The sequence below is a fragment of the uncultured Chitinibacter sp. genome (genome assembly GCF_945957625.1).
Classification (GTDB): domain Bacteria; phylum Pseudomonadota; class Gammaproteobacteria; order Burkholderiales; family Chitinibacteraceae; genus Chitinibacter; species Chitinibacter tainanensis.
This window is the reverse complement of record NZ_CAMFLP010000003.1, coordinates 162,391-184,923: the sequence shown is the minus strand read 5'-3', so window position 1 is coordinate 184,923 and position 22,533 is coordinate 162,391. Positions and strand designations below refer to the sequence as shown.

Genomic DNA, 22,533 nt, shown 5'->3' with positions numbered 1-22,533 from the left:
ACAATGAGTAGCGTTCAAACCGTGCCGGATGGCTTCATGATCAACCCTGACGAGCTGCCGCAATCGATCAATTACAACGGCGATGGCACTGTGAATTACATCGAGGTGAACGCAGGTGGTCGGATTTATCGGCAGACACTGACTTATACCAGTGGGAAAGTCACTGGTATATCTGCATGGGTGAAGCAATGAGCATCGCAAGCAAAATCGTTGATTTCGTGAAGGATGAACCATTATTGGTTTCGCTTGGGCTTGTAACGCCTGCGGCCGTGAAGATAACTGGTACACCGGCGGTAGGACAGATTTTGACAGCCTCGCCATCAAGCGCTTTTACAGCATCCACCTACCAGTGGACCCGCAACGGAACGAATATTTCTGGCGCCACAGCGCAAACCTACACGGTTCAGGCTGCCGATAAGGGGGCTTTGCTGGGTTGCCTGGTCACTGGCTCGGTGGTGAGCGCGGGTGGCGCTCGTGTGCCGGCGGATGTGGTAACGCCTCCCGTGCTAGGTTATGGTGTATTGCTTGAATCGTTTGAGACCGTGACGGGTTGGACTAATCAAGGCGCTGTAGGGACGCTCAGTAGTGATGCTGTAAATAAGGTGCAGGGCGCAGCATCGATGCGACTAGCAAACAAGGGTGTCAATGGCACTTCGTTTGCAACTAAAGCAGCGGCATTTAATGCAGACCCATCTACATTCGACCTTGTTGCGTATTACGTGGCAGTTGATAACCGCCGACCTGTTCAAAAAATCAGCCCAACTTTCGGCCGGGGTGGCACGTATTCGCTTTCAAGTACGGGCGTCGATATTGGCACTTACGACCCAGAGAGCGCCTATTGGGCCAGTTTTAATGTGAGCGAGGATGCGACTATGCCGACCGGCGTAGCAGCCACCGACTTGCGCATTCGCCCAACTTTATCGGCACCATATGCTGGCGGCTTTTCAATTGATTCAATCGTGCGCAATGCGCCCCGCAAAGCGACCATCTGCCTTACTTTTGATGACGTTGAAAACACGATTTACACCTTCGCCTATCCTCGTATGAAAGCTTTAGGATTGGTTGGCACCATCTACGTTTGCCCATCCAATGTCGGCATTTCTGACAGCTTGACATGGGCGCAGATTGACGAACTTGCGGCGAACGGCTGGCATATCGGCAATGACGGTACGATGGACGACTCAAACATGAGTTTAAAAGCCACGCTGGCCGATGCTGTAAATGGGGCGATTCAGGTGCGGGATACGCTGGTGGCTCGCGGGTACCCACTGGAGGGGGCGCAGCACATCTGTTATCCATTCGGTGAATACAAGATCAACAAGACGCCGATTCAAGTCGCTACGCTGACTTGCAACGGAACAAACATCGTAACAATGGCCAGCACGGCGGGCATAGGTGTCGGCTGGACTTGTTACGGATTCGGCATTCCTGACGGGCGCACAGTAGTGAGCGTTGATAGTGCCACGCAGATTACGCTATCTGGCACAGTGCCGTCACAAGCGTTGCCGGCAGCATTCCTTGATGAAACGCATTGGTCAAACAATCGAGCATTGCCGGATGCGTTGGCGGCCCAAGGCTTCCGCACTGGCCGCATCACAAACGGCGACAACTACACCCGCTTCGGTTTTGGGCGCAATGCAATGATGCTGGGCGGGAAAGGATGGTCTGGCCAAACTCAGGCGGGAGCGCAAACACTTTTTGACCGCGCTAAGCTACGTGGCTTGACCGTGCTGGAATATTTCCACCGCATCACTCCTGCTGGCGGCGGCATTGATATTAGCGAGTCGCTTTTCGACTGGTACATCAATCTGCTTGCCACTGAACGCAACGCAGGGAACATTGATGTGCTGACTGTATCGCAGCTTTATGCGCGCGATGTAAACGGGGCGTCAAATATCCCTAGCTAAAAACCACAAACCCGCTTCGGCGGGTTTTTTGTTGATCGCATGGATTCTGATGTGAGGCTTTATCGTTCAAGCATCAAATTCTGAGAGTCCAATCATGGATCAAGAAACCCTGAACGAAGTCAAAGAAGAATTGGCGCTAGAGCAAGAGCAACAGCAACAGGCTGATGACGCCGGCGCGGTTGATGCTGGCTCTGCTGAGCCCGTGGCCGAAGACAAAGGCGCGGAGCCAGAGCCAAAGAGCACGGCTGATGCGGCGCTTGAAGCGCTGGGCCTGCAAGCTCAGAACAAGCCCGAAGCTAAGGCCGACGAAAAGGCTGCAGATCCAGCTGCTGCGAATGCTGATCCGGCCAAGTCCGATGCGGCCGCCAAAAAGCCGGATGACCTGGCTGATCTATCGCCCAAGGCGCAAAACCGCTTCCAAGAGCTGACCCAGACCCTGCGGGAGAAGGATACTCAGCTTGCTGAGGCGAATAAGGCCATTGATTTTGTTCGTCAAACCATCGGCGAAACACCTCAAGCTATCGAAAACTTTAAAGCCTTTGGCGCGTATCAGCGTGCGATTGAGACTGGCGACATTGAAACGGCGCAAAAGGTGTTGGTCGGGCAGCTTGAGCAACTGGCTATGCTCTCGGGCAAGGCTTCAATCACGGTGGATCCGCTAGCGGCATTCCCTGATCTGCGCGGCAAAGTGGATGCGTTTGAGCTGGACGAGCAAACCGCGCTGGAATTAGCGCGCTCGCGCACCGTGCAGCAGAACCAGCAACGCTTTGTGGAGCTGCAACACCAAACCCAGCAGCAACAGCTGGAAACCCAGCAGGCGCGAATTGCGGGCCAACAGGCGGTGGGTAGTCTGTGCGAACACTTGGCCGCGACTGATCCTGATTATTTGGCCAAAGAGCGGGTATTGCTGGAGCAGGTTGCCGTTATCCGCGACAACTACCCGCCGCATATGTGGGCTACTCAATTGCAGCTGGCCTACAACGTGGCCACACAGGCACTGAAAGCACAGCAGCAAAGTCTGCAGCCACGGCGAAACCCGGGGGCCATTCGCAGTACCGGCCTATCTGGCCAACGGCAGTTGCCAGAAGATACCGCGGGGCGCGTATTGGCTGATCCAATGTTTGCGCACTTGCAGAAGTAAAGCGGTAAGACGGCCAAGGCTACCTTGGCCAGTAGCACCCGAACTGTAACCGAAGTCGTTCACCGGATTGATGGGCTGTAACCGCAACTCGCCCAGGCGTTTGAGCAGTAACCAAACCCCAATCAGTCTGGAGAGCGTTATGCCATTGAGCATTGATGAAGCTAACCGCATCGCAACGGTTGCAATCGACAGTTACGAACGTAACACCCCAGTTGATCAGTTTACGATCGATAAACCCATCCTGAATGCCTTGAAAAAAGGTATGAAAAAGCTCGGCACCCAAGGTCTGAGCGGTTTCGTGCAGAACGTGCGTAAGGGCAATGATGCCAATCCGCAGTTCTACCAAGGCAATTCCAACGTTACCTACAACAAGCGTGATCCGGTGGCGCAGGCCAAATGGCGCACCGGCAACCTGCATGATGGCTTTACGCTCAATGAAGACGAGCTGCGCCATGCAGGGATTGTGATTACCGACGAATTGCGCGGCGGCACATCTCAGGCCTCTGCAGCCGAAGTGGTGCAGCTGGCCAACCTGATGGATGAAAACATCAAATCGCTGCGTCTGGGCGTGGAAGAAAACATCAGCCGCGCGCTGGTGTTGGGCTCTAGCTGGAATGCCGCTGCACCGGTCGGGTTGGACGATATCGTGTCGTTGACCCCAACCGTGGGCACGCTGGCCGGTATCGATGCCTCGACGCAAACCTACTGGCGCAACTTTGCGCTGACCGGCTTGGGCTCGACGTTGTCTGTCCTGCTGGACGCGCTGGAACAGGCCTATCGTGCTTGCGTTCGCCGTGGTGGCAAGCCTTCGGCGATCTGGTGCGGCTATGCATTCTACGATGCGCTGCGCAATGCGGTATTGGCGGCCAACCAAACCAGCGTGATGTACAAGGGCAGCGAGTCGATTTCCATCGACATGGGCACCAAGGAGCTGAGCTTCAAGGGCATCAAGATGGAGTGGATTCCCGAGTTTGATGACAACTTTGGCTCAGTTGTATCGCCCACCATTCCGTATTGGAAGCGCTGCTACATGATCGACGAAAGCTCGATCACGCTGCGCCCAGCTGCGGATAACTGGATGCGCATGCGTACACCGGGCCGCAGCCATGATGCGTACGTGTACTACTACGCAATGACGTGCACCTGGATGCTGACGTGCATTCGCCGTAATGCCAATGCGGTGTTGGCGCTGGCTTAACTATTACCCCGTTCAGGGTATTTGGGGTAGGGCGGCCAGCCCGTTCTACCCGTTTTTTGGAGATTGATATGCCTCTAGCAATTAAACCCGTATTGGTGACTGTGGCCCGCGACGCGACTGAAATCCTGCCGCGCATTGTTTTCCCGCATGAAGTGCCTGTGCTCGAAGCTATTCATGGCGAAGGTTCGGTAGCTCTGGCCAATGAACAGCCCGACTTTGCTCCTGTTGAGCTGGAAGGCGGGCTGGATGAAGCGTTTTCGCGCCTCGATCTGAACTACGGCGCCGACCATGTGCGCAGCGTGTACTACAACCAGCGCGATTTCGAGTCGGCCTGCCAAGAGCTGTATGAGCTGGAAGCGCCAAAGAAACCTGCCCGTGGTGGCGCTAAACCAACCCCTGCCGCCGAAGAGTAAGCGCCATGGCTCTGAATCGAACGTTGGGCGAAGTCCGTTCCGAGCTGCAAACCCGGCTTGGTTTTGGGATGTCTGGTTCGGCTGGCATCGTGAATTCGCCCATCATCGATTCGTTTATTCGTGCGGCGCAGGATGCGCTGTACGAGGAATGCGAATGGGCCGAATTGCAGCGGGCGGTTGAATTTACAGGCGGTACCGAGCAGGTGCTGTTTGATTATCCAGCTGACTGCAACGTGGAAAAAGTGCGGCTGTTTGCGGTGAAGGATAACGGCCAGTATTACCCGTTGGCGCAGGGCATCAGCCTTGGCACGCGCAATGCAGCCGGCGCGATCCTGCAGCGGCCATTCTGCTATATGAAGGCTGCCCAGCTGGAAGTATTTCCCATTCCAGATCGGCAATACACCTACCGCATCGAGTACACGGCGGCGCTGGCCCCGTTGGTGAGTGACAACGACCGGCTATCGATCAATTCGCGCATGGTGTTCCTGTCTGCGCTGGTGAAGGCGAAGTACCACTACCGCCAACCGGATGCGCAGGTTTATGAGCAGGAGCTGCAAAAGCATATCCAGCGCATCAAGGCTGGCCAACGCACGAAAACCGTGTGGGAAGCACCGCGTTCTGGCGGGCGCTATGACCCGCACGACTATCCACCCGGGGGCAGCTTTCTGTGTCGCTGATTACTTTTGATGAATTCGATCTAGGCCTTGATCTACGCAAGGCCTCAAGTGTTTCTGATGCCAACCGCTTGCGCCGGCTGGATAACGCTTATGTGACGACAGGTAAATCTATTCGCAAGCGTCCGGGCATGGTGAAGGTGGCCACGCTGGAAGCTGGCACCAAGGGGCTGGCGGCAGGCAATGGCAAGCTCAACACCTTCTACACGTCAGGAACGATCACCCACGCCAATGCGCTGTTCACGGCCAATAAGCTGACCAAGGCCAGCGGCAATACCACGCTGAAAAGCATTCCGTTCGTGGATGTATTCAACGGATTTCTGTATGTGGCGGCGATCTATGCCGATGATTCGTGCCGGCATCATTACGTGGATGGCACGGCCACCAATGAAGTGGCAGACGTGAAGTGCCCGCATAGCCCCATCGTGGCCAAGAAAGCCTCAAAAATCTGGTCTAGCGGCGGCGATGTGGTGCGATTTACCAAGACCAGCACCCCACGCGACTGGACCACTGCCAATGATGCAGGCTTCTTGCCGGTTGGTTTGAATCAGGCCGGCACCAAGACCGTGACTGCGCTGGGCGAGTACAACGCGCAGCTGGTGGTGTTTTTCTCCGACTCGGCACAGGTGTGGAACGTAGACCCTGACCCACTCAAGAATTCGTTTGCCCAGGGCATCGACATCGGGGTGCGTCATCCATACACGCACGACAATATGGCCGGCGATGTGATTTTCCTGTCGGCGCAGGGCATCCGTTCTACTGCGTTGCAGGCACAAACTCAAAACCTGATCGACATTGATGTGGGTTCGCCCATCGACAAGGTGGTGTTTAGCGAGCTGCCCGTTGGTATTACACCGCGCGGTATTTACTGGCGTGGCGGCGGACAATACTGGCTCTATGCCGGCAATGTGGCTTGGGTGTATTCGTTCTCGCGCACCGCCAAGATCAGCGCCTGGTCGAAATACATCCTGACCTACCCAATCGACGATCTGACCGAGCTGGATAACGTGCTGTACATCCGCTCTGGCGATGACGTGTACCGCATGGATGCGGCCGCATACACCGACAATGGCAATGTGTTCTCGGTCGATATTGAAACCCAATTTCTGGATTTCAAGCTGCCGGGCGTGCTGAAGCAGATTCTGGCCATGGATGCGGCGTTTACAGGTACAGGCTCGGTGGCTCACCGGTATGACCCGCGTGACCCGTCACTGATTACCTCGCCACCGGTGCCCATCACCGGCGACACCCGCGCCGGCCGGACGCTGCCAGTTGAGCTGATTACGCCAAACATCTCGATTGTGATCAACAACAAAGACGCAAGCGAGTTTGAAGTGAGCCTGCTCAGTTACTTATTTGAAAACCTTGGGGTGTGGTGATGATTGACCAGGCGACACAATCAGATTTGACTGAGATTTGCACTTTGTTGCTCGGCATGCAGGGCGAAACAAGCTTTGCCCAACTTTCAGTTGATCTTGATCGTCTGGTTGAATCGGTAAATTACTGGCTTAACTCACAACAGCATTGTGTTTTTGTTGATCGGAGAGATGGGAAGATCATCGGTATTTTTGCCGGCTGCGTGTCAGATAACTGGTTTTCGAAAGACCTGACTGGTTACGACATTATTTTTTACATCCAGCCAGCTCACCGCGGTGGAATTGGCGCGTACAAACTGGCCTACCACTGGAAGGATTGGTGTATCAGCAAGGGCGTAAAAGCCCTTCGCCCTGCGACATCAACGGGAGCTGATTGCGGCCAGTTTTATGAACGCCTTGGCTTCAAGCCGCAGGGCAAAACGTATTTGATGGAGGTTTGATATGTGCGGCGGTGGCGGTGGCGGTGTTGGTAGTAGCGGTAACCGAACTGGCGGCGGTGACGGCGGTTACTACGGTCAGGGTGCTGCGGCAAATAGCGGCGGATCGATGATGGGCGGGGGCTATGCTGGTGGCGGCTACTCAACCCACGGCAATGGCGAAGGGCGAGCGCACAGTGATGGCGGCATGCCAACTGGGGGAGTGTCATTCGATGGCCAAAAGGCCGTTGAAGGCGCTGTTGCTGGTGGGGCGGCCGCAGGATTGCCAGGGGCGGTTGTTGGCGGTGTTGTGAATGGCTTTTCGTATTCAGCCCCTACAGGATACGGGCTGAACAACTATGGCTACAGCAATGCCAATAATCCCGGTAAGTCAGGAAATGGCGCGGCTGCTGGTCGCGGGGGAAATTCTGAAGGTGGTGGCGCTGATCCACGGCGCGGTCAGATTGCTCAAGCCGTCAGTGAATTGCCTGCAAAAACACCGGAGCAAATCGCTGCAGAGAAGATGCAAGCCATGATTGATAAGATCAATGGTGCCTTTGGCGCCGATCTTAGCGGGATGCGCAGCGACATTTATAACTTCCATCTGAATGATCTTGATAAACAAAAAGAGCAAGCAGAGCGCGCGCTGCGCTTCCAATTGGCGCGGATGGGGCAGATGGGTGGGTCGGTCGATGTGGATGAAAATGCGCGGATGGCCTCTGATTACCTCACAGGCTCTAACAAGATCGGGCTGCTGGCCGATTCATCGGTCAATAGCGCCAAAACCGCAATTGATAATCAGCGACTTGCTTTGGTCAATGGAGTGCGTAGCGGCCAAGATGTGAGCACTCAGCTGGCCGAAGCCGGCAATACGATCAGCCGAAACATCAATGCCGCCAAGGATGCTGCCACCGGAACTGCTTTGGGGCGCGCATTTAATGTGCTGGGTACGCAATACGACAATGCGCAGACACAGGCTGGTATGAATTCTGTGCTTCTCCCCAACAAAAAACAGGGAGGACTCTTTTTTAGCAATCCCGGCTCGAATGGCCAAATCACAGGGAGTTGATCATGTGTGGCATTGGTAATGTCCTTACTTCTGTACTCGGTATCGGCGGCGCGGCAATGAAGGCCAAAGGCGAGCGCAAGCAACTTGAAGAAGAGCGTAGAGCATTTGAGGCCAAAATGGCTCTCCGGGATGCGGCGGTGCAAAAGCAGCAGCAAATGGTGATGACTGCATTGCCTGATCTTGGCGCTATGCCGCAGTTTCAGGCTGGCGGTGCATATGACCAAGCTGCACAGCGACAAGAGCAGGGCATGACGGCTGATCTAGCTAAGCTGCAGGACACTTCAATGGGCGAGGCTGCCAACGGCAAGGTGTCAGATGCCTATGCTCAGGCGCGGGCCGATGCGTCTGCACGGGCAATGACTGCCGCGATCAAAGATGCTCGACTCGCCGCGCGGGCGAATGCTGGCGGGCAAGTATTGCAGGGTAATCAGCAGGCACTAGGGCAGCTCAATAGCGATATGCAAGGCGCGATGTCGGACGCTAACGCGGCGGCGGCGAAGATTCAACCCAACGCCAAAGTGGGCGCAAAAACCGCGCTCGCCGGCGCTTTTATGTCGGGGTTCTAAATGGCTTTTACTACTAGCTTAGCCAATGCGTTTTCCAATAGCTTTCGCCCGACCGATGGTGCAAATGCGTATTTGAAGGGGCAAATTGCTGGGGCGCAAATAGCTGAAAGTCAAGCGCGGACTGAAAAGCTAAATTTAGAGAATCAGCGTGCGAAAGATGTGCCAGCAACGCTCAAGGACGCGGCATTCTGGAATGCTGGAATACTGCCTCATCAGCGTGGGCAATTTGAAGAATATTTGAATACAGGCAAATTTGGGCCTGATCAGCAATTCACCGATACAACTGCACCGCCAGTGATTCAAGATTTGCATGCCGGAAAGGTGACGCCTGCTGCAGCACCTGAATGGTTTGATAATAACTTGGTAAAAAAATTCACCAGTAATTACGGTGCTGGGCTTAATTCGCAAGTCGACGGACGATCTACCGCGCTTGATGTCGCAAATGCAGCGAGAATTAATGCTGGGGATTCTTATAAAATGGAGAATGGCATTATCTACAATAACCTTAATGGCAATGTAGATATGGCAAACCCGGTAAATCGCGTGACGGCTGAATTTTTGAAGGCCAAAACCGGAACTGAACTTGCCCAAGGGCGCAATTACGATGCTAGCGCTAGAAAGTCTAATGCAGAAGCCTACCAGACCAATCAAGGGTCGAATATGGTTCTGCCGCAAGGGGCGAGTATCGATCAGGTCGTGGCGCAGATCATGCCGGCCCTGATCGGGCAGGAAAGCGGCGGCAATCAATCTGCAGTAAGCCCAAAAGGCGCTGTAGGCGTCGCCCAAGTAATGAAAAAAACAGGTCCAGAAGCCGCGGCGGCGGCTGGCTTGCCTTGGGATGAAGGCAAATGGAGAGGCGACGCTGCTTATAACGAAACAATTGGGCGCGCTTACTTCAAAAAACAATTAATACAGTTTGGCGATCCGCAATTAGCGCTGGCTGCGTATAACGCAGGGCCGGGTGCAGTGCAAGAAGCGCTGCAGCGAGACAAGGCCGCTGGCGGCGATGGCAGCTTTGCGAGCGTTTCTCGCTTTTTGCCGGCTGAAACCCGCGCTTATGTGCCCGGTGTAATCGCCCGAATGGGTGGATTTCAGCTTAAACAGGCCAAGGATCAGGATGCGGCTGCGACAAAAGCCGTGAATATGACGATGCCTGATTGGCTGCGTGATCAATTCAGTGTGCAAGCGCTGGATGAGCGTGGTGCGCCACGGATTGATACCATGAGTGGCAAGCCCATCATTGACATGGCTGCAACCAACCAGCGACTGAATCAACTGAATGCAGCGTGGGAAGCCGCAGGGCGCCCGCCCATCGCCGAGTTTGCCGCTCGATTTCTTGTCAACGGGCCCAAGATCAACCAGGCACGTCTAAGCAATTGGGGCGAGCTGCCGCAAGCGCAGCCCACAGCGCAGGCCAGCCCCATGCGGCAGGTGGTGACAATGGAAGAGGTGGTGCAGACTGCCGCAAATCGCGGCGTCTCACCCGAGCTGGTGATTGCAACCCTGCAGCAGCGCGGCATTCAGGTAGCTCCGCCAACTGCGCCACCGCGAGTGCAAGCTGCCCCTCAGCCTAGCGCGCCAGCGCCAGCACCCGCTGCGCCAAAGCCAAAGCCGATAACCGATAATGGCTGGAAAAATCGCACTTACAGCGATGGCAGTGAAAAAGCCAAGCTGCCTACTTTGAAACTGCCCGATATGTTCCAGCTGAATATTCAGCCGCCGCAATCAGTCTATGACCAGAAGCGCGCACAGAATGAACAGCGGGCACAGCAGGTATCGCAACAACTACTCGCGAAGCCGTTTATGTTTGGAGGTTAAGCGCGCAGGCGTTCGATATGGGGGCGGGGCTTTTGTGCCGCCTGCCACAAATCGTAATTAATCTGCATCTGCAGCCAGCTTTCAGAGCTAGTGCCCAGTGCATCGGCAAGGCGTAGGGCCATATCCGCGCTAATGCCGGAATGGGCGTTAAGAATGCGTGACAGATGCGCGCGGGTCACGCCAAGCTTGGTGGCCGCTTCGGTGATGCTGATCCCCTCAAGCCACTCTTTCAGTACTTCGCCGGGGTGGGCGGGGTTGTGCATACGCATAGTAGTCTCCTAGTGATAATCCTGATAATCAACCAGCTCGACATTGCCATCGGGCAGAAAGCAAAAAGTGAGCCGCCAGTTACCATTCACGGTGACAGCCCAGTGCGGATAGAGTTCGCCTTTGAGCTGATGCAAGCGCCAACTCGGTACGGCCATGTCTTCCGGCACTTGCGCAGCGGCAAGGCTGGTCAACAACACTTGCAGTTTTTTTGCATGATCGGGGCGGATGCCCGCCTTGCTGCCCGTCTCAAAGAAGGCCTGCAAGCCTTTGTGCCTGAATGATTTAATCATGTGTGTAGTGTATACAAACGCTATACACATGGCAAGACCAGCTATGCACGCAAATGCTTGATTCTTTGTTGGGGTAGTGTCAGGATTTTGATTGCGTTACAAATTACTCAGGAGAGGCTGTGCTCATCTTTGATTTTATTTATTTCACTCTCATATTTGGGGTAATTGCCAAGGTGTGTGAATTGGTTAAAACCTCGGAACAGTACAAGAAGGCGCAAGAGGAGGGTGATCGCGGGACAATTAATATGCTGGATTTCATGCGAATCGGGATTGCCATACTTGGCTATGTTGGTGGAGTGACTCTGTGGGCCAAATACCATGGATGGATGTAAAAAGCCGCCTGCGGGCGGCTTTTATTTTGACAACCAACGTGGTGGATTCTCTACCAAATGTTGCTTTAGGCGCTCAACATCAGCTTTGCCGTCAATCAAATGCGTAACTGCGCTGGCTACGTATTCCTGAATGCGCTCGCTCAGCTCTTTATCAAAATCTTTGCTAGTCGCCTTGAATGCATCAAGGATAAACCTGATGCGCCCCATCTCTTCGTCCATTTCCTCCGTCAGTCTTGGCGGGGCTGACAGGCTTTCGTAAAGCCGGGCGATGATCTCAGCATTCATTGATCGCCCATTTTCCTTGGCCTTTTGCGCGATGAGGTCGCGCATGCCATCGGGGAAGCGAAGAATATATTTGTCGGCCGTCTGTGGCGATCTCTCTTTTGACATAGGTGTCTCGCAATAGTTTTTTTGCATGATAAAGCTATTGGCCATGCATATAAATCATGGCTATGAGCCATACTTTTTGTTGCAGAGCAAGTCGGGGCGACATATTATGCGTATATGGCTTTGAGCCATATTTTTCAGGAGAGTATGCAATGGGTTCCCCGAGCGAGTCACAAGACAAATTTATGCTGCGATTCAAGCTTGATGGGCAGCGCGAGCAGCTTAAAGCGCTAGCCGCAGAAGAAGGTAGAACACTGAATGGGCAGATACTATTTTTGATCAAAAAAGGAATGGAGGCTGCGTATGGCAAACGTACTGAGAATGCCTGAAATGAATGAAGCCACAACGGCGGCAACCGTTATGGCTTCGGAAGAAACATCCAACAGGAAAGGAAGTTCTGCCATGAAGCATAGCATGAATTCGGCACATCAAAATACCCGGGTCGATTACGAGCAGGCTATCACCGACTCGTATGATGCCGCCATCATGATGCAGCACTGCATCGATGATCTTGGTGCATTGTTCGTCGCCATCAAAGATGCGGCAACAGATGGATCAAACCTTCAGCGCTTGGCTGGCGTCGGCCAGTACCTTGCTGATGACTGGTCTGGGATGAATCAGGCCAACGTTGAAAAAATCAGTGTTGTGTACGAGCAACTCAAGGCCGCCCGCCGGCAAGTAAAGCGCATGGAGGTGGCAGCATGAACGAACTAGTCATTATTCAAGACGGAAATGCCGTAACCACTTCGCTGGCTATTGCCGAAGGGACGGAGACTCAACACAAGAATGTGCTGGAGCTTGTTCGCAACTATGCTGCTGATTTAGAAGAGTTTGGCCCATTCGCGTTTGAAACGCGGAAGGGTAGAGCACTTGAGCAGGGTGGCTTTGCGAAAGCAACAGAGATTGCCGTTCTTAACGAGCAGCAATCAACCCTGCTTCTGACCTACATGCGAAACAGCGAAATCGTGCGCAAGTTTAAGAAGGCCTTGGTCAAAGCATTTTTTGAACTGTCGCGAAGAACTGTGCAGCCTGCAATCCCACAATCGTTGCCTGAAGCATTGCGCTTGGCTGCGGACTTGGCTGATCAAAAAGCGAAGCTTGAGTTGATAGTTGCCGAGCAAGCTCCAGCTGTTGCGGCCCAGCAGCTGCTGGCTAGGTCCGATGGTGATATGTGCCTTCGGGATGCCGCAAAAGCACTCAACATTCAAGAGCGTCGATTCAATAAGTGGCTGATACAGATTGAATGGGTGCATCGCAGGCAAAATAACGGTCGCTTAGTAGGAAATGCCGCGAAAGAAAAGCAGGGCTTAATTACCCATAAGCCAGTTCAAATTCATCACACCAGTGGCGAGATAGAAACCGTTTTGCAGGCTTTGATTACCTCCAAGGGTATCGCGAAGCTGGCAGAACTCGCCGCAGAAGGAATTGCTGCATGAATGCTACTAAAACTCCACTACCTTCATATGCAGTCGATTTGTTGCTCGCAGCCAAGGCTATGCTTGGCAATAACAACGCAACAGAATGGCCTGAAGCTTTGCGAGAGAGGGTTAGGCTTTTGTCATCTGCCGTTGAATTATTTGAGAACAGTATGCCGTTAACTGCTGATGGGGAAATAATTGAGTTAGATTGACCCGTTTAATATCCCGCATGGATTCCCAGCACAGGGCAGACAATTAAGTCTGCCCTTTTATGTTTGGAAACGCCATGCCTGATTTATTCGATGAATTTGGAATTACACCGCAGCCGGCCAAGCCTGCGCCACGCGGTGATTTGTTCGACGAGTTTGGCATAGCACCGAGCAAGCCCGCCAACGCCAAGCCAGCTGGCAGCCGATCATGGGGCGATGTGGCGGGGGATGCAACTGCTGCGCTAGCGGGGGGCGGCAATCAGATATTGCAAACACTGAATTGGGTGGCCGATAAAGCCACTGGCCCGATTGCAGATGACTGGTTTGCCGGCAATGCCAAGGGGCTGATTGCTGATCGGCAGGCGATTCAAGACTTTAAATCCCCGCATCAACGCTACGCCGAGGCGCAGGTAAGCAATGCGAAGGGGGGGCAAGGCGTAATTGATGCCCTGCTGCACAACCCTAGCGCTGCAGCCAATTTTGTAGGGGAGCAGCTGCCAATGTTTGGCGTGGTGGGTGGCGGGATGCGCTTGGCACGTGGGGCCCAGGCCGGGGCGAATGCGGTAGCACGGATGACGGCCGCCAATGTCGGCACTGGCACAGTATTGGGGGCGGGTGACGCGGCCACTGGTGCGCAGGCTGATGCGTGGGCCGCCGGGCAATCTGATGACGTTGCACGAGAGGCAGGTAATCGTGCCGCGATGGTGGCAGCACCGATTTCTGCGGTGGCGAGTATGTTTGGCGCGGGCGCCGAATCAAGGGTGGCGGGCAAGCTGCTGGGCGATCAGGCTGCCAAGCTAAGCGCTGGGCAGGCGGCCATGCGCACGATTGGCATGGCCGGCAAAGAGGTGGGCGAAGAAGCGCTGGACGAGGGCGGTACGCAATTTGCGCAGAATTATGGCGCGCAATCGACATATAACCCAAGCCAGAATCTGTGGGAAGGCGTGCCAGAGGCCGCAACCTTGGGTGGCGCATTAGGCTTGGGCATGGGCGGTACATTGAACGCCGTTGAAGCTGTGCAAGATTACCGCCACCCTGCTCCGCAACCACAAGTGCCGCCACAACAAGCGGCGGAAGAGTATGCCGCCGCGCTCAACAATATTACGCGTAATGCCCCCCCAGCCAGCGAAACCGTGGCACCGCAGGGCGAAACCGTCACGCCGGAGTCAACGGCCGTGGTTGTGCCGGCGCGATCTGGTGAATACATCCCTGCTAGCGAGCCAGTACAGGAACGCGGCGCAGAGCCGGCGGTGCAGCCATTGAATACTGGTGGGGTATGGGAAGCGGGCGCAGATGGTGTGCGCGCGCAGCCGGCGGCAGAACCTGTGCAGCAGGCAACGCCACAGATCGAGGACAAGTCAGGTGTGCTCTACGCTGGGCCGGCTGGCGTGAGCGAGAGCATAGCCGAAGCAGCGCAGCCACCTAGCAAGGCCGAGATCGGCAAGCTGCAAGCCATCCAGAAGAACGCGCTTGCGGCCATACGGAGCATTGAGGCCAGGCACGGTGATGTGGTGGCCAAGATGCCAGTGGCTGCCAAAGCCCAATACACCAAGGCGCAGAATGCCTATCTGGCCGCATCCGAGCAGCTGCAGCAAATGGGGGTGGTTGATCCTTCGATTGCGCCGCAGCAGGGTGTGAGCTCACCGCGGATGAACCTGCGCGATGATCAGCTGGCAGGCCAAATTGCTGACACACGCGAGCGCGCAGCGATGATGCGGCAGCCGTTCACGCTGGAAGCTACCCCCGCCCAAAGCGAAGATACACCAGAGGGGTATCGCTCTACAGGTTATGAAAGCAATAAATTAAATAAAGATACCCTGTCTAAAGATGCGCAACAAAGCGCTGCGCTATCGACGGGGCCAATCCAAGCAGAGGTGCAAGTTGATACTCGAGTTCGAGATGACCGCAGCGCAGGCGATCAAGCGATTACGTCGCCAGCAGCTGATCAGCCCGCAAGAAGCCAGCCAGATCAAAATGGTAATGAGCCGCGAGCAAATGCCTCAGCCACTAACGCAGGAAGTGAGCCGGCTATTCGAGCTGGTGTATCTGATGCAGACACGGCCGCCGACCCCAAGCCGCCACTGAATAGTGAGCCGGCGCCTGCGGTCAAGCCAAAGGCAAAGACTCTGGCCGGAATCTATGATGGCGACCCTGTTTACCATGATGGGCTCGGCAATGTGTATCGGACGATTGAGCACCGCGGCAAGCAGATCAAGGACTATTTGACCGATCAGGAGCGCGCCGAGATTCTGCCGGTGGATAGCGATGGCGGCCAAATCAAGCAATCCACCAAACCCGCCTACCAATCCGGCCTGTCTGCCGCGCGGCTGCAAGAGGCCGTGGATAAGGCGATGGTGGGCGTGAATAACGCCACCGTGCGCGTGGTGCAAACGGCCGAAGAGGCTGCACAGATCGCCAAGGAATCGGCTGAGTCCATTCAATCCGGCATGGTGGAGGGCTTCTATCAGCCCAAAACCGGTGAAATTATCCTGATCGCTGATTCGATTGATACGCCCGGGCGTGGTGTGTGGGTATTGGCCCATGAGCTCTTGCACCGTGGTATCGAGGGTCATCTGGGGCGCACGCTGTTTCAGGTGTTGCACCAGGCCGAGACAAACCCGTTTATCCAGCGCCTAGCCAAGGCGATTGCGCGTGATCGCGGGCTGGGCACTGATCTATTTGACCGACTGCTTTCCGTTGAGGAAGCGCTGGCCGAACTCAATGCGGCCAAAGAAACCGGCAACTATGCCAGCTTGCTGCTGCGCTATCGGGTGAATGTGCCGCTCAATATGCGTGAAGGCTTAGCGGTCAAAGTAGGCGAATTGCTTGATCGGTTTAAAGCCTGGTTGGCGCGCTTCACTGGTCAGCCGAAGAACGAGTTCACCAATCAGCAGGTGCTGGATTTGCTGGGCGGGGCAATGGATTGGGTTCGCAGCGGGCAGGCAGAAACGAGTGAGGCCACTCAGCAAGCCAAGCTATCTGTTGCGCCTGAGCGCAATGGAGAAAAGACCAAGCACTTTGGCATTGGCCGTGATCGTGCTGGCGGTCTGACCGTTGGCGTGACCGATGCCGGCTATGAAGCATTTGCAACCGCAGTCGGCGCGCTGATGGATAAAACCATTGGCCGGGCGGTGGGTAAAGTCTCGGCTATGTCGCCCGAGCTGCGCAAGCAATTGCGCCAGTTCAAGTTGGATCAGGCCAAAGCTGAGCGCACGGCGCAGTCGGTGGCCGAGGCCGGCAAGGGCATTTCGCTGGATGATGCCAAGCTGCTGTCGGACTTTATCGAGGACGAGCTGCAGAGCGGCGTAGTGCCACCCGAGCACATCAAACAAATGGCGACGGCGATGCGCGCTGCGCTGGCGCAGCAAGGCCAAGACCTTGTTGAGCTGGGTATGCTCAGCCAAGAAACGGTGGACCGGCTGGGCGAGAACTATCTGCCGCGGCTATATACCCGCCAAGCCAAAAAGCTGGCCGACTATATGCCAGCCATCCTGCGCCAAGGTATTGATGGCGGCCGGATGAAGATGCGCGGCAAAAAGATGGTGGTGCCAGCCGATCAGGTCGAGAGCTACAAGGCGTTGGGCTGGCGTGAAGTGGCGCAGGCCAAGGGTGGCAATGTGGTGATGAACCGCGACTGGACCCGCGAAGAGCGTGCCCAGATGGGGGAAGATCGCGATGCCCGCACCCGCTTTGTTTTGGGTTACCTGCAAACGCAGCGCGATTTAGCGCTGGGGCAGCTATTCAAGCGCATTAGCCAAGACCCTGAGCTAGCCAGTGATACGCCGCTGGACGGCTGGGTGCAGATGCCGGCCACGCGCGACAGCGAGACGGGCGTGAGCAAATACGGCCAGCTGGCTGGCAAGTATGTTTCGCCGGAAGTGAATGAGCATCTTGAGTACATGATGCGTGATCAGAATGAGGCCATGCGCCTGTACCGCAAAGCGGTCGGGCTATGGAAAGAAGGGAAAACGGCCCTTAATCCTGCCTCGCACATGAATAACATCATCGGCAATATGCATATGACCATGGCCGCCGGGGCTGGGCCGAAGTGGTGGGCTCGCGCAGCCACGCAGATGCGCAAGGGCGGCAAGTACTATCAGGAAGCCATCGACGGTGGGCTGCTTGGCAATGATGGCAATTTTGAGCTGGCCGAAATGATTGGCCAAATGCGGGATGGCCAGTCCTTCGCTGACGCCCAGAAAGGCCCGTTCGCCCGTTGGTTCGATAAGTTGTATGGCTCTGGCAATCCAGTGTTGCAAGCCATGCGCAATGCCTACGGCCAAGAAGATGCGATCTTTAAGCTGGCGCTGTATATGAAGGCACGCGAGGGCGGCGCCGATGAAAATACGGCAATGGATTATGCAGAAACCTTTGTGTTCAACTACGCCGATTTGCCCAAGGGCGTGCGCGTAGTTCGTGATCATGGCTTGCCGTTCTTTAGCTTTACCAGCAAGGCGATACCGGCTGCTGCACGCTTAGCGATGACCAAACCACACCGTATCGCGGGGATTGTGGGTGCCTGGTATGCAATCAATGCCTTGTCGTACATGCTGTTGGGCGGTACTGGCGATGAGGACAAAGAGCGCGATGCGATGAGCGACCAAATGAATGGCTATTCAGCCTGGGGTATTCCGCGCAATATCCGGCTGCCAATCAATGATGCCAATAGCGCGGCCATGTTCCTGGATATTTATCGCTATATGCCGTTGGGTGATTTCATGGAAATGCGTGAGCAGGCCAAGGCGGGTGGTGACTTGCCAAGCTGGGCACAGCCTGGTGGCCCGCTGTATGGTTTGTTTGCCACGTACATGATGAACCGCGATACCTTTACCGGCAAAGAGATTACAACCGAAGGCGATGAGCTATTGGGTGAAGCGGCTAAGAAGCGGGCGATGTCGGTCTGGTCGCAATGGGCGCCGAATATGCCATTCGTGCCAGGATCTTATTACTTCAACCGACTGGCCAACGGCGCGGTGAATGAGTTTGCCGATACGCCGCTAAGCGATGCGCTGATTGCGGCCGGCTATTCCGGCGAAAACCGCTGGGGCGATCCAGAAAAGCTAGGTGATGCCGCCTTGGGCGCAGTGGGGGTTAAGCTGCGCCGTGTCGATGTGGCCGAGGGGCAGCGGCGCAAACAGTTCGACAAAGCGCAAGAGGCCCGGAAGATGAATGAGGAAATCCGGCGCGTGAACCGTGATCAGTCCATACCTGTTGAGGCCCGCACCAAGAAGGTGAAGGAGCTCATCGAGCGGCGTGATGAACTCATCAAGCGCATGGATTAGCCTAGGTGATACCACAATGGGCGGAACTGATTATCAAGGGTTTCGCCCATGCCCACCGCTCAAAACTACAGCCCCACGGCTGATTTTTCCCAAGATGAAACCGTTAATGCGTCGGGGCGCTCCACGGTCAATACGACCAAGCTCGACACAGAGTTTGCCAATATCGCCACTTCGTTCAATGCGCTGAACGGCAATCTGCAAAAGCTGCAGCGCGATGATGGCAAGCTGGCTGATTACTTGGTTGAGCCCTACAACCTGAGTGACCGGCTGCGCTCGATTGTCTGTGGCGGGTGGAATCCACGGGGGAACTGGGCTGCAAATACCCAATACTCGCCACGCGATTTTGTGCTGGCGTCTGGCCTGCAGTTTGTCTGCATTGCCGGACACAAATCTGGCTCATCATTTGGTGGGGATAATGCTTTCTGGATGGCTGCAAGCTCGGCAATTGACGCCAGCAACGCGGCCGCACAGGCTAATGCTTCGGCTGTGTCTGCTGCAAGCTCGGCCAGCGCTGCATCAACAAGCGCGAGCGCAGCGGCGAATAGCGCAACCGCCGCAAGCAGCGCAGCAACAGCAGCTGGCGATAGCGCCAACTCGGCTAGTAATTCTGCAACTTCGGCGGCTAGTAGTGCTTCGGCGGCAGGATCAAGTGCAACATCTGCAGCAGAAAATGCAAGCATCGCAATCAACGCTGCATCTTCTGTTTATGGTGTGGCAGGTCGCAATATCATCATCAACGGCGATATGAGTTGGGATCAGGAGCGCGTGGGAGCGGTGGTAACACCAGCAACTACAGGTGCACTGGCCTATGTGTTGGATCAGGTTGCTCTGTTTAATTCTCAAGCCTCGAAAATCACATCCCAGCAAGTGGCTGACGCCCCTGTAGGCTTTAGCAAGTCTTTGAAGCTGGTCGTGGCGTCGGCGGTGACACCTTTGGCGGCTGACTACTTTCAGTGCGTTTTGCCAATTGAAGGCTCTAACGCCATAGAGCTTGCGTGGGGCGCAGCGACAGGGCGCGCAGTAACATTGCAGTTTCGCATTAAGGCGTCAGTGACTGGTACTTTTGCCGGATGCATCCGCAATGGCTCAGCACTTAATCGCAGCTATCTTTTCACCTATGTAGTCAGTTCTACAGGCTGGGCTGTGTTTAGCGTGACGATCCCCGCGGATGTTATCGGTTCTTGGGCGACTGATAATGCCCGTGCCTTTGATATCGTATTCGACTTGGGCAGCGGTTCAAACTTCAATGGAACAGCGAATACTTGGCAAGCAGGTAATCAAACACGCGTGTCGGGATCGATAAACTGGATTGCCAACACTGGGGCAACATGGCAGATCACTGGTGTCAAACTCGAAGCTGGCTCAGTTGCTACACCGTGGACTCCACATTGGGGGCGTTGGGGTGGAGAGCAGCAAGCAGCGCTTCGCTATTACCAGCGATTTACTTTGTCTGTCGTGGGTACTGGCAATGTTCGCTACGTTACTGCGTCTAGTATTCTTCGTGCGCCTATGCGCTCTGCACCAACCCTTATAACTAGAGACAATGCAGGAACAGCCGGCATGTGTTCCGTCGATGCGGCTAACGGGGTATCAGCAGTAATGTCAAGTTTTGGCGGTAGTGATTCTGTTCGCGCTCAAGTGAATAACGTTCTGGTCGCTGTAGATAGCTTTGTAGTGTTTAACTGCACAGCAGATGCGAGGATGTAATGTACCAACTCATTCTGAACTCAGACTGTGTGTTAAGAGTAGCCGATCATGCTTGTATCCCAAACGACCCATTGAATGCTGATCGCGCCGCATATGACAAGTGGCTTGCTGCCGGTAATACGCCTCAAGCCGCTGACCCTGTTGAGCCTGTCGTGCCTGAAAGCATAACCCGCTACAAAGGAAAAATGCATCTATTGGCAATCGGTGAATACGACAGCATTAAGGCTGATGTTGATAGTCCAGCGTCGCCAGAGGCTTTGCGTGTTGGGTTCTATGATGCGCAGGACTGGCGGCGGGACTCACCGTTGATTGCGGCCATTGCGGAGAAAAGGAAATGGAGTGACAAGTATTTAGACCAGCTTTTCATGCAGGCCAGCCAGATCCCCTAATCCAAGTCGCATGGATTACTAGCCGTAAGCCCAAAATGCCCTACATACAGGGCATTTTTTACGCCCGTTGATTTCAATCTTTCAGGGCGACGCAATGAGCGGATTATTAGAAGAAGTGGGGGAGGTAGCGCATGGCGGCCAGCCGACGCCAAGCTGGGAGCAGTACTACCACATTGAAACCCGTGTCCGGCAGATCGAGCATCGCCTTGAATTATTTTCGACGGCCGAGCGGCGCATCGAAGCCATCAGCGGTGATCTGGCCCAAATCAAGATTCAGGTGGAAGCGCACCACCAGCACGTCACCGAGGTGAAGCAGCTGCTGGAAGACATCAAGGAATTGCTGCAGGTCTACGAAAACGCCCGCGGGACGGTGACGATTCTGGCGGCGCTGGGTGGCCTACTCAAATGGGTGGCCGGGGTAGGGGCCGCGTGCGTTGTGTTGTGGGTGTGGCTCAAGACGGGGATCAAATCATGAAGATTAATGACTTGCTTGATCATGTAGTTGGCTTGGAAGGCGGCTATGTGAACGATCCAAACGACAGCGGCGGCGAAACAATTTGGGGTATTACCATCGCTGTGGCGCGGGAAGAGGGCTACACCGGTCGCATGCAGGATATGACGCGCGAACAGGCTAAACAGATTTACCTGAAACGCTACTGGATTAAGCCCAAGTTTGCCGATGTCGGCGCCCGATCTCAGGCTGTGGCGGCTGAGCTATTTGATACTGGCGTGAACTGCGGTACTGCTACTGCCGGCATGATGCTGCAGCGAGCCTTGAACGTGATGAATAACCAGGCGGCGTTTTATCCTGATTTAAAAGTGGATGGTGCTATTGGCCCTGCCACACTCGCTGCACTGGATAAATTTCTGGCCAAGCGTGGGGCAGATGGTGAGGCTGTGATGCTTAAAGCCTTGAACTGCCTGCAGGGCGAGCGCTACATCGATCTGGCCGAGCGTCGGCAGAAAGATGAGGCCTTTATTTATGGCTGGATTCGTAACCGGGTGGTGATCTAAATGACCTTCGACTGGAAAAAAACCATAGGCGCCATTGCGCCGACTATAGGTACTGCCTTGGGTGGCCCGTTGGGCGGGCTGGCCGGTGCGGCTCTGGCCTCTGTACTGGGTGTTGAAAACGACCCAGAGCAAATTGGCGCGGCGGTGGCCAATGCCACACCCGAGCAGCTGCTGGCCATTCGCCAGGCAGATAATCAATTCAAGCTGCAGATGGCTGAGCTTGGGTTTAAGAGCGTGGCTGATCTGGAAAAGATCGCGGCGGACGACCGGGCCAATGCGCGTTCGCGTGAGATAGCGCTGAACGACTGGATGCCGAAAGCGCTGGGGCTGCTGGTAGTGGCGGGGTTCTTCGGCGTGATCGGCCTGCTGGTGGCCTATGGTCTACCAAAGAGCGGTAGCGATTCGCTTTTGGTGCTCGTTGGCGCGTTGGGGGCAGCGTTTGGCTCAATCGTGCAGTATTACTATGGTTCGAGCGCAGGTAGTGCAGCCAAGTCTCGCGCGATCGAGCAGCTCAAGTCATCGACTTGATAAACCGAAGCACATAGCCATGGCGCTTGCGGGCCAGCCTGATTTCCCTGATCCGCTGCATTAGGTTCTTCGGCCGCTCGATGCGTGGGGCATGGCCAAGGACTTTGCCTGATTTGTAGATACACAGAA

Annotated in this window: 25 protein-coding genes; 22 read left to right on the top strand and 3 right to left on the bottom strand. The window is 55.2% G+C overall.

What is annotated here, in order from left to right; all coding sequences use genetic code 11:
• Positions 1 to 3 precede the first annotated feature (3 nt).
• From QV747_RS06275 to QV747_RS06225, 11 genes are all read left to right on the top strand, one after another.
• Complete coding sequence (locus QV747_RS06275) at positions 4 to 192, top strand: hypothetical protein (protein ID WP_273430491.1); 189 nt, start codon at positions 4 to 6, stop codon at positions 190 to 192.
• On the top strand, positions 177 to 1,907 hold the full coding sequence (locus QV747_RS06270; protein ID WP_273430489.1) for a polysaccharide deacetylase family protein: 1,731 nt from the start codon (positions 177 to 179) through the stop codon (positions 1,905 to 1,907). Before QV747_RS06275 ends, QV747_RS06270 begins: the two co-directional genes overlap by 16 nt.
• A gap of 94 nt (positions 1,908 to 2,001) precedes the next feature.
• A complete protein-coding gene (locus QV747_RS06265) occupies positions 2,002 to 3,048 on the top strand; it encodes a hypothetical protein (protein ID WP_273430488.1) in 1,047 nt (348 codons plus the stop codon).
• Between the two features lie 139 nt (positions 3,049 to 3,187).
• Positions 3,188 to 4,246 (top strand): phage major capsid protein, encoded by a 1,059-nt coding sequence (locus QV747_RS06260; protein WP_273430486.1) that lies wholly within the window; start codon positions 3,188 to 3,190, stop codon positions 4,244 to 4,246.
• A gap of 68 nt (positions 4,247 to 4,314) precedes the next feature.
• Positions 4,315 to 4,659 (top strand): hypothetical protein, encoded by a 345-nt coding sequence (locus tag QV747_RS06255; RefSeq protein WP_273430484.1) that lies wholly within the window; start codon positions 4,315 to 4,317, stop codon positions 4,657 to 4,659.
• Positions 4,660 to 4,664: 5 nt separating this feature from the next.
• Positions 4,665 to 5,336, top strand: a complete 672-nt coding sequence (locus tag QV747_RS06250) for a hypothetical protein (protein ID WP_273430483.1) — start codon at positions 4,665 to 4,667, stop codon at positions 5,334 to 5,336.
• Positions 5,327 to 6,712 (top strand): hypothetical protein, encoded by a 1,386-nt coding sequence (locus QV747_RS06245; protein WP_273430481.1) that lies wholly within the window; start codon positions 5,327 to 5,329, stop codon positions 6,710 to 6,712. Before QV747_RS06250 ends, QV747_RS06245 begins: the two co-directional genes overlap by 10 nt.
• A complete protein-coding gene (locus QV747_RS06240) occupies positions 6,712 to 7,149 on the top strand; it encodes a GNAT family N-acetyltransferase (RefSeq protein WP_273430479.1) in 438 nt (145 codons plus the stop codon). Before QV747_RS06245 ends, QV747_RS06240 begins: the two co-directional genes overlap by 1 nt.
• Position 7,150: 1 nt before the next feature.
• Complete coding sequence (locus QV747_RS06235) at positions 7,151 to 8,194, top strand: hypothetical protein (RefSeq protein ID WP_273430477.1); 1,044 nt, start codon at positions 7,151 to 7,153, stop codon at positions 8,192 to 8,194.
• 2 nt (positions 8,195 to 8,196) lie between these two features.
• Positions 8,197 to 8,760, top strand: a complete 564-nt coding sequence (locus QV747_RS06230) for a hypothetical protein (protein WP_273430476.1) — start codon at positions 8,197 to 8,199, stop codon at positions 8,758 to 8,760.
• Between the two features lie 522 nt (positions 8,761 to 9,282).
• Positions 9,283 to 10,578, top strand: coding sequence for a transglycosylase SLT domain-containing protein (locus QV747_RS06225; protein WP_288791479.1), 1,296 nt, complete (start codon positions 9,283 to 9,285; stop codon positions 10,576 to 10,578).
• Here the strand turns inward: QV747_RS06225 and QV747_RS06220 are convergent.
• Both QV747_RS06220 and QV747_RS06215 read right to left on the bottom strand, forming a co-directional pair.
• Positions 10,575 to 10,847 (bottom strand): HigA family addiction module antitoxin, encoded by a 273-nt coding sequence (locus QV747_RS06220; RefSeq protein WP_273430473.1) that lies wholly within the window; start codon positions 10,845 to 10,847, stop codon positions 10,575 to 10,577. The genes QV747_RS06225 and QV747_RS06220 overlap by 4 nt on opposite strands.
• A gap of 9 nt (positions 10,848 to 10,856) precedes the next feature.
• On the bottom strand, positions 10,857 to 11,138 hold the full coding sequence (locus QV747_RS06215) for a type II toxin-antitoxin system RelE/ParE family toxin (RefSeq protein WP_273430471.1): 282 nt from the start codon (positions 11,136 to 11,138) through the stop codon (positions 10,857 to 10,859).
• Between the two features lie 119 nt (positions 11,139 to 11,257).
• Between QV747_RS06215 and QV747_RS06210 the strand changes: the two genes are divergently transcribed.
• Positions 11,258 to 11,470 (top strand): hypothetical protein, encoded by a 213-nt coding sequence (locus tag QV747_RS06210; protein WP_273430469.1) that lies wholly within the window; start codon positions 11,258 to 11,260, stop codon positions 11,468 to 11,470.
• A 21-nt stretch (positions 11,471 to 11,491) separates the two neighbouring features.
• On the opposite strand, the gene QV747_RS06205 is transcribed toward QV747_RS06210, so the two are convergent.
• The gene (locus QV747_RS06205; protein WP_273430467.1) at positions 11,492 to 11,905 is read right to left on the bottom strand and encodes an Arc family DNA-binding protein; all 414 of its coding nucleotides are present in this window, start codon (positions 11,903 to 11,905) and stop codon (positions 11,492 to 11,494) included.
• A 104-nt stretch (positions 11,906 to 12,009) separates the two neighbouring features.
• On the opposite strand from QV747_RS06205, the gene QV747_RS06200 reads away from it, so the two are divergent.
• From QV747_RS06200 to QV747_RS06155, 10 genes are all read left to right on the top strand, one after another.
• Positions 12,010 to 12,186 carry a hypothetical protein gene (locus tag QV747_RS06200; protein ID WP_273430465.1) on the top strand — a complete coding sequence of 59 codons (177 nt, stop codon included), beginning with the start codon at positions 12,010 to 12,012 and terminating at the stop codon, positions 12,184 to 12,186.
• On the top strand, positions 12,161 to 12,562 hold the full coding sequence (locus QV747_RS06195; protein ID WP_273430463.1) for a hypothetical protein: 402 nt from the start codon (positions 12,161 to 12,163) through the stop codon (positions 12,560 to 12,562). Before QV747_RS06200 ends, QV747_RS06195 begins: the two co-directional genes overlap by 26 nt.
• Positions 12,559 to 13,293, top strand: coding sequence for a Rha family transcriptional regulator (locus QV747_RS06190; protein ID WP_273430461.1), 735 nt, complete (start codon positions 12,559 to 12,561; stop codon positions 13,291 to 13,293). Before QV747_RS06195 ends, QV747_RS06190 begins: the two co-directional genes overlap by 4 nt.
• Positions 13,290 to 13,487 carry a hypothetical protein gene (locus QV747_RS06185; protein ID WP_273430460.1) on the top strand — a complete coding sequence of 66 codons (198 nt, stop codon included), beginning with the start codon at positions 13,290 to 13,292 and terminating at the stop codon, positions 13,485 to 13,487. The genes QV747_RS06190 and QV747_RS06185 overlap by 4 nt, the downstream gene beginning before the upstream one ends.
• Before the next feature lie 74 nt (positions 13,488 to 13,561).
• Complete coding sequence (locus tag QV747_RS06180; protein ID WP_273430458.1) at positions 13,562 to 18,766, top strand: hypothetical protein; 5,205 nt, start codon at positions 13,562 to 13,564, stop codon at positions 18,764 to 18,766.
• A gap of 48 nt (positions 18,767 to 18,814) precedes the next feature.
• Entirely contained in the window at positions 18,815 to 20,473 is a 1,659-nt protein-coding gene (locus tag QV747_RS06175; RefSeq protein ID WP_273430456.1) for a hypothetical protein, read from the top strand.
• On the top strand, positions 20,473 to 20,862 hold the full coding sequence (locus tag QV747_RS06170; protein WP_273430455.1) for a hypothetical protein: 390 nt from the start codon (positions 20,473 to 20,475) through the stop codon (positions 20,860 to 20,862). The genes QV747_RS06175 and QV747_RS06170 overlap by 1 nt, the downstream gene beginning before the upstream one ends.
• 94 nt (positions 20,863 to 20,956) lie before the next feature.
• The gene (locus QV747_RS06165; protein ID WP_273430453.1) at positions 20,957 to 21,337 is read left to right on the top strand and encodes a hypothetical protein; all 381 of its coding nucleotides are present in this window, start codon (positions 20,957 to 20,959) and stop codon (positions 21,335 to 21,337) included.
• Positions 21,334 to 21,876 (top strand): glycoside hydrolase family 108 protein, encoded by a 543-nt coding sequence (locus tag QV747_RS06160; RefSeq protein ID WP_273430451.1) that lies wholly within the window; start codon positions 21,334 to 21,336, stop codon positions 21,874 to 21,876. The genes QV747_RS06165 and QV747_RS06160 overlap by 4 nt, the downstream gene beginning before the upstream one ends.
• The gene (locus tag QV747_RS06155) at positions 21,877 to 22,404 is read left to right on the top strand and encodes a hypothetical protein (protein ID WP_273430449.1); all 528 of its coding nucleotides are present in this window, start codon (positions 21,877 to 21,879) and stop codon (positions 22,402 to 22,404) included.
• The last annotated feature ends 129 nt before the right edge of the window (positions 22,405 to 22,533 follow it).

Excerpts from the sequence above, each read along its gene's own strand:
- QV747_RS06205 (WP_273430467.1), bottom strand. The coding sequence starts at position 11,905 with ATGGCCAATAGCTTTATCATGCAAAAAAACTATTGCGAGACACCTATG.
- QV747_RS06200 (WP_273430465.1), top strand. The coding sequence starts at position 12,010 with ATGGGTTCCCCGAGCGAGTCACAAGACAAATTTATGCTGCGATTCAAG.
- QV747_RS06175 (WP_273430456.1), top strand. The coding sequence starts at position 18,815 with ATGCCCACCGCTCAAAACTACAGCCCCACGGCTGATTTTTCCCAAGAT.
- QV747_RS06225 (WP_288791479.1), top strand. The coding sequence starts at position 9,283 with ATGGCAAACCCGGTAAATCGCGTGACGGCTGAATTTTTGAAGGCCAAA.
- QV747_RS06215 (WP_273430471.1), bottom strand. The coding sequence starts at position 11,138 with ATGATTAAATCATTCAGGCACAAAGGCTTGCAGGCCTTCTTTGAGACG.
- QV747_RS06180 (WP_273430458.1), top strand. The coding sequence starts at position 13,562 with ATGCCTGATTTATTCGATGAATTTGGAATTACACCGCAGCCGGCCAAG.
- QV747_RS06170 (WP_273430455.1), top strand. The coding sequence starts at position 20,473 with ATGTACCAACTCATTCTGAACTCAGACTGTGTGTTAAGAGTAGCCGAT.
- QV747_RS06270 (WP_273430489.1), top strand. The coding sequence starts at position 177 with ATGGGTGAAGCAATGAGCATCGCAAGCAAAATCGTTGATTTCGTGAAG.
- QV747_RS06255 (WP_273430484.1), top strand. The coding sequence starts at position 4,315 with ATGCCTCTAGCAATTAAACCCGTATTGGTGACTGTGGCCCGCGACGCG.
- QV747_RS06265 (WP_273430488.1), top strand. The coding sequence starts at position 2,002 with ATGGATCAAGAAACCCTGAACGAAGTCAAAGAAGAATTGGCGCTAGAG.
- QV747_RS06185 (WP_273430460.1), top strand. The coding sequence starts at position 13,290 with ATGAATGCTACTAAAACTCCACTACCTTCATATGCAGTCGATTTGTTG.
- QV747_RS06240 (WP_273430479.1), top strand. The coding sequence starts at position 6,712 with ATGATTGACCAGGCGACACAATCAGATTTGACTGAGATTTGCACTTTG.
- QV747_RS06160 (WP_273430451.1), top strand. The coding sequence starts at position 21,334 with ATGAAGATTAATGACTTGCTTGATCATGTAGTTGGCTTGGAAGGCGGC.
- QV747_RS06230 (WP_273430476.1), top strand. The coding sequence starts at position 8,197 with ATGTGTGGCATTGGTAATGTCCTTACTTCTGTACTCGGTATCGGCGGC.
- QV747_RS06190 (WP_273430461.1), top strand. The coding sequence starts at position 12,559 with ATGAACGAACTAGTCATTATTCAAGACGGAAATGCCGTAACCACTTCG.
- QV747_RS06165 (WP_273430453.1), top strand. The coding sequence starts at position 20,957 with ATGAGCGGATTATTAGAAGAAGTGGGGGAGGTAGCGCATGGCGGCCAG.
- QV747_RS06260 (WP_273430486.1), top strand. The coding sequence starts at position 3,188 with ATGCCATTGAGCATTGATGAAGCTAACCGCATCGCAACGGTTGCAATC.
- QV747_RS06220 (WP_273430473.1), bottom strand. The coding sequence starts at position 10,847 with ATGCGTATGCACAACCCCGCCCACCCCGGCGAAGTACTGAAAGAGTGG.
- QV747_RS06155 (WP_273430449.1), top strand. The coding sequence starts at position 21,877 with ATGACCTTCGACTGGAAAAAAACCATAGGCGCCATTGCGCCGACTATA.
- QV747_RS06195 (WP_273430463.1), top strand. The coding sequence starts at position 12,161 with ATGGCAAACGTACTGAGAATGCCTGAAATGAATGAAGCCACAACGGCG.
- QV747_RS06235 (WP_273430477.1), top strand. The coding sequence starts at position 7,151 with ATGTGCGGCGGTGGCGGTGGCGGTGTTGGTAGTAGCGGTAACCGAACT.
- QV747_RS06275 (WP_273430491.1), top strand. The coding sequence starts at position 4 with ATGAGTAGCGTTCAAACCGTGCCGGATGGCTTCATGATCAACCCTGAC.
- QV747_RS06250 (WP_273430483.1), top strand. The coding sequence starts at position 4,665 with ATGGCTCTGAATCGAACGTTGGGCGAAGTCCGTTCCGAGCTGCAAACC.